This window comes from Candidatus Dependentiae bacterium (assembly GCA_026389065.1).
Taxonomy (GTDB): domain Bacteria; phylum Babelota; class Babeliae; order Babelales; family Chromulinivoraceae; genus JACPFN01.
On sequence record JAPLIP010000027.1, the window covers coordinates 1 to 6114 of the forward strand.

The 6114-nt window shown below is 36.9% G+C and carries 5 protein-coding genes; 1 reads left to right on the top strand and 4 read right to left on the bottom strand.

What is annotated here, in order from left to right; translation table 11 throughout:
• Both NTU89_01170 and NTU89_01175 read right to left on the bottom strand, forming a co-directional pair.
• Positions 1 to 1247, bottom strand: a 1247-nt coding sequence (locus NTU89_01170) for an ankyrin repeat domain-containing protein (GenBank protein MCX5923156.1), incomplete at its 3' end; no start/stop codon positions are given.
• 206 nt (positions 1248 to 1453) lie between these two features.
• Positions 1454 to 2902, bottom strand: coding sequence for a PhoH family protein (locus NTU89_01175; protein ID MCX5923157.1), 1449 nt, complete (start codon positions 2900 to 2902; stop codon positions 1454 to 1456).
• 249 nt (positions 2903 to 3151) lie between these two features.
• On the opposite strand from NTU89_01175, the gene thrS reads away from it, so the two are divergent.
• Complete coding sequence (gene thrS, locus NTU89_01180; protein MCX5923158.1) at positions 3152 to 4834, top strand: threonine--tRNA ligase; 1683 nt, start codon at positions 3152 to 3154, stop codon at positions 4832 to 4834.
• Positions 4835 to 4968: 134 nt separating this feature from the next.
• Here thrS and NTU89_01185 read toward each other — a convergent pair whose 3' ends face one another.
• Together NTU89_01185 and NTU89_01190 are read right to left on the bottom strand one after the other, a co-directional pair.
• Complete coding sequence (locus NTU89_01185; GenBank protein MCX5923159.1) at positions 4969 to 5679, bottom strand: ankyrin repeat domain-containing protein; 711 nt, start codon at positions 5677 to 5679, stop codon at positions 4969 to 4971.
• 212 nt (positions 5680 to 5891) lie between these two features.
• Positions 5892 to 6114: hypothetical protein (locus NTU89_01190; GenBank protein MCX5923160.1), on the bottom strand; the 223-nt coding region annotated here is incomplete at its 5' end.

A 6114-nucleotide genomic window follows, 5' to 3' on the forward strand; every position in this document is an offset into this window, starting at 1 on the left:
TATTTATCTTCTGTCTCTAGATCATCATTTGACCTAGGACGAACTTTAATTGATTTTAAATAATCCCTATTTCTGGTCATAATTGCTTCATCGCCTTCTATGGTTAATCCTGGCAACTGCTTTCTTAATTCTGGAATAATATTATTTTCAAGGTCGCATGGTTCAAAAAGAGCTCGAGCTCTTGTTATACTTGTAGCTGGAAAGATTGACGGATCGTTGTCAGTTGAACCACCAAGTACCTTACTAAGCAATTCAGGATGACCATTTTCAAACTCATCAAAAGATTTTTTGACACTCTGGCCAAATAAAGTTTGTTCTTCCGCTATAATTTCTGGCGTGTACCAATTTAATAATTTATTTATATGGTCAGAAATATTAACCCCTTCAAAAGAAACCCTCTTAGCCCCACTCGCAATCAAGGCTTTAACGCTTTTTGACTTTTCAGCAACAGCAGCCAAAAAAAGTGGCGTTCTTCGATTAATATTACGAGCGTTCTTTTTTGCACCTTTTTCAATAAGCAGCGTTATAACATCAGCGCGATCATTTAATGCTGCATGATGTAATGGAGTTAAATGACTATCAGAAGGAAAGTTTTTATTTACATTTGCATCAATCAGAAAACTTACAACATCTACAAGCCCAGCGCCTGCCGCATGATGCAATGGAGTTGAGCCATTATTGTTTTTCGGTTCTTTATTTACCCCAGACTCAACTAGATACTTTACCAGATCAAGACCTCCTTTTCCGGCAGCATAATGCAATGGGGTCGCACCACTATTGTCACAAGCTTCTTTGTTCAATCCAGAATCAACTAAATATTTTGCAACTTCCAGGCGTCCATTTACAGCAGCATAGTGCAATGGTGTCGCACCAGTATTGTCACAAACTTCTTTATCCACTCCAAAATCAACTAGATATTTTGCAAGATCAGGTTGCCCAGCAAGCACCGCATGATGCAATGGGGCTTGGCCTTTTTTATTTTTTGCCTCAACTAGAGCTCCTGCGCTAATCAAAGCTTTTAAGATATCAGCATTTCCAACCTGCGAAGCATAATGCACAAAGGTAGTTCCATTAGTATCTGCAAAGTTTACATTTATTTTTTCTTCAATAAGCCGATTTACAGTATCTAGATCAGCAAAGCGAATCGCATCTTGAAGAACTCTTATTTTTCTGTGATCATTACTGCTTGACTGCAATAAAAAACATGGCAATAAAAGACTCATCGAAAACAACAATAATTTTTTCATAAAACCCCAGCCTAAAAACCTACAATTAACCCTATTAAAATAACACAATTTAAGAAATTTATCTAATTTGAACACCAAATCAAACAAGCTTTGTCTTGCATCCCACATCACAGCTAATTTTAAAATTAAGCAAGAAAAAACCCCAGATTTTTAATAAGGGGTTTTTTATACTTACTCAAACTAAAGAAAGACTTTGATCAAAAAACTTAAAGTAACTCTTGAACTAATCTAGAAATCTCACTTCGTTCACTTGTCGGCAAAAAGACACCACCAAAAATAGGCTGACCTTTAAATCGATCAGTTGCTACAACAAGTCCATTGGTTGAAAAATCCAAATAGGGAACATCAATCTGATACGGGTCTCCAGAAAGAATTATTTTACTTCCCGTAGCAACACGACTCAAAAGAGTTTTAATTTCATGTGGCGTTAAATTTTGAGCTTCATCGATGAAAATAAATTGACGCGCTATCGAACGACCACGCATGTAGCTAATCGCCTCAAGGCTGACCTTGCGTTGATTAATTAAATCATCAAGTGAACTAATTGGATTTGTTGGCCTATGCTCTCTGCGTTGATTAAAATGTTTCTTTTGGCCGCCACCACGTCGATTTCTTGAAAATCTATTATCTTCATATCTAGATGATTGTTGTTGTGGCTCATAATGCTCAGTCAAAGCACCGGCTGATGCTTGTGCAAGCATTTGTGAAATCATATCAACGTTGTCATACATTGGCTGCATCCAGCCACGAAGCTTTTCTTGAACATCACCAGGTAAAAAACCAATATCATGACCAAGTGGAACAACAGAGCGAGCAATCGTCATTTTGTAATAACTTTCTGAAACTAGAACATTGTACAATCCAACAAATAAAGTTAAAAACGTTTTTCCTGTTCCGGCTGGACCAGTTAAAGAAACCATGGTGATATCGTCATCAAACAAAAGATCAAGCGCCATTAATTGATGCATGTTTTTTGCCTTGATTGGCCAATAAGCCGTCGGCTGCTTAACTTCTTTAAATATATCACCACCACGATATCTAAAGATCCGATTGTTAAACTCGTTTCCCTTGCTATAAAGCGCTATAAACTCATTACACGAAACATTTTTAGATTCTGCTAAATCTTTAAGTATCGATGGAAACTCTTTTCGCAATTCCTGACCAGGAATATCATACTCTTGCCAACCTTTATAATAATTTTCAGCGAGGACTAAGCCTCGTAAATAATCTTGAGATTTGATGCCCAGCGCATCAGCTTTGATTCTAGCGTTGATATCTTTGGTAACAAATACCACATCATAGCCACATGACTGCATAGAAAACGCAACCATTAGAATTTTATTATCTGCTATGTCCACTCGTAATCGAGGTTTTACCGGCCCAGCACAACTGTCGTCAAACAATATTTGAATAACGGTACCGTTCTCAAGCTGTACGCCATCTTTTAACGAACCCAGCGATCTAATTTTATCAAGGTGACGAGCTATCATTCGAGCACTTGCACCACGACTTGAATTTTCAATTTTAATTCTATCTAATTCTTCAAGCACCGTGATTGGAATCCCAACCCGAGCCTGTTGAAATCTAAAAATAACTTCCGGATCTTCAACTAAAACATTAGTGTCTAGAATATAAAGTTGTTCTTTTACTTGCATGCGTATCCTTTTGATTATAAAAACAGCTCCAACTTTTTTTAAAGCTTTGGTAGCCTACTATATTTGGCTAACAAAAGAAATAACTGATACCACACACAAATAAAAAGAGTTTTTTTGTTTTTATCTATTTATGGCAACTAAAAAGCACAAACGATCAAATTTTATCTTTTTCCTTTTTTAATCTATAATTAAATACTTATTTAAGGCTACAAAAGCAGCACAAATTGAGCACATAAAAGGATCTAAATCATGAAACCAAACAAACAAGCAGAAGAAAAGTTACAAATTCTTCGTCATTCTGCAGCACATCTTTTAGCACAAGCAATCACAGAACTTTTTCCAAAAACTAACCTTACCATTGGTCCTGCAACCAAAGAAGGTTTTTTTTATGACTTTCAACCAGAACATAATTTTAAAGAATCAGATCTGGCTGTCATTGAACAGCGCATGAAAGAATTGGCTGCAAAAGCATATCCAATTACCCATGAAGACATTTCAAAAGAGACCGCTCGTCAAATATACAAAGAAAATCCATTCAAACTTGAATTGATTGAAGGAATTCCAGGAGAGACTGTTGGTCTTTCTCGCCAAGGTGATTTTTATGACCTTTGTCGTGGTGGTCATGTTGCAACAACTGGCGAACTTAAACATGTCATGCTTACAGGACTTTCAGGATCATACTGGCGCGCTGATCAAAAAAATGCTCCCCTCCAAAGAATTTCTGGAACTGCATTTTTCTCAGACAAAGAGATGCGAACTTATTTGATGCAAAAAGAGCTTGCTGCAAAATACGATCATAGAAAGCTTGGCAAAGAAATGGATCTTTTCTCATTTCAAGAAGAAGGAACTGGATTTCCTTTTTATCACCCAAAAGGCGCGTTTATCATCAACAAGCTCAAAGAGTACGTTCGCAACATCTGGACAAATGGTGATTACCTTGAAACCATAACTCCTTCAGTTCTTGACGTTTGCCTATGGAAACAGTCCGGTCATTATGCAAACTACCAAAAACATATGTACTTTAGCACCATTGAAAACAAAGAATATGCTATCAAGCCGATGAACTGCCCGGGCTCAATTTTAATCTACAAGCAAAACTTACACTCATACCGCGAGCTACCCCTTAGACTTGCAGAGTTTGGCCACGTGCATCGTTATGAATTGTCAGGAGTGCTGCATGGACTCTTTCGAGTGAGAGCTTTTACACAAGATGACACACACATGTACTGCGCCCCTGAACAAATTGAAGCTCAAATTGTAAGCTCCATTCAAACGATCGATAAAGTCTGGAAAACTTTTGGCGTTGAAAGCGTTCACTATGCCGTTTCAACAAAGCCTGAAAATGCTATGGGGAGCGATGATTTATGGAATACTGCTATTTCAGCGTTAACAAATGGCCTGACAAAAGCTGGTAAAGAATTTGAAATATATGAGGGCGAAGGCGCTTTTTACGGTCCAAAAATAGAAGTTACGATTTTTGACTCTATGGGCCGCTCATGGCAATGCTCAACTGTTCAAGTTGATTTTTTTATGCCACAAAACTTTGATCTTTACTACATCAACAATAAGGGCGAAAAACAAACTCCAGTAATCATACATCAAGCTATCCTGGGATCTCTTGAAAGATTTTTTGGAATTATGCTCGAACACTTTAAGGGACATTTCCCTTTCTGGCTTTGTCCAACACAAATTAGAGTTCTTCCAATCACATCAGAGCAGCTTGAATACGCTCAAAATATCACAAGCGCTCTAAAAATTGCTGGCTACCGAGTGATACTTGATGAAAGCTGCGAACCACTTTCTGCAAAAATAAAAGTGGCTCAACTTGAAAGAGTTCCTTGGATGCTCGTTGTTGGCCAAAAAGAACAAGAATCAAACACGATTACATTGCGACATTGCGTCACGCTACAGGCAAACAAGAGTTTGGATTAACACTAGAAACAATTTTTGAAATGGCTAAAAAAGAAAGTAGCATTTAAGAAAAAACAATTAGCTCACGTAAAAAAGGCCTTTGGTAAAACAAAGGCCTTTTTTATATCTAAAAATTCTTTTATTTAGACAATGTTTTATTTTGCAATCACAACTTTATAATATCCATAAGCTGTTGCAGCCAAGATGGCCATTAGCACAACAGTCCCAGATTCAGGAAGATTTGCTCTAGCTTTTTGGCACAATGTAAGATGCTTATAAAGCAAAGCGCCACTACCGCCATGAAACCACATATGTTTCATATCTGACAGCCTTACATAGTCAAAAGGAGTTTTGCCTGCTGCATCAGTCAAGGTTACATCAGCCTGCGCCCTAAGCAAAACTTCTACAACAGACCAGTTTTGGGCTTTTATAGCATCATGTAGCACCGTATCACCATTGGAAAGCTTATGATTTGGGCTAAGGCCAAAATCTAATAATTGTTGCATACAATATCTAGCTCTTTGTATTCCCTGGTCTGTAATTCTTACACCCTGCGAAAGCAAAAAGAACTGAAAAACATCATCATGAGACATCGCAAGAAAATCATACTTACTACTTAATGATTGATACATCGCAGTATCATTTTTAAGCGCTTCTATTGCTACTAAAAACTGATGACTCATGATTTGTAACATGACTGATTTTTCTTTACCTGAAAGCGTATGCCAACGAGAATCTTGAATCAAAACTGATTCAGTCGTAGGAACCACATTCCAAGCAACAGGCTTAGAGTGCAAAGCACCTACAAAACAAGCTACCATGCTCAAAGTAAGAAAAAAACGAGATTTGAATTTAGAATTTATCATAAAAAAGTCCCAAAATAAGGATATATAACAACCATTGTTTATAGGATACAATACCACAAAAAGCATATCAACAGGTGCCACTAGTAATGCAAAATCGTTATATAAACTAAATAAACTCCCGAGTTAATAACCCGGGAGTTTATTTTTTTAATTTTTTTTATGAAACCATCGACGCAGAAAGTATTTTAATTGATAAAACCTGAAATACTTATCTATGCTCTGATAGGAGGAATATCTGGTGGACCATAAGCCTTTGGGACAACTTTAACATTTTGAAAATTAAAAACAACAGCAGAGTAAAAATCCTTATCTTTTCTTACTAAAGTAGGGTCAGATGCTTGAGTAAAAGCAGCTATTGCTTTAATTTCGCTAGGTTTCAATTTTCCAACTAAAGGAAAATCTGCTTGAATTAAGGCCGTTTTGCCAAAAAATCCA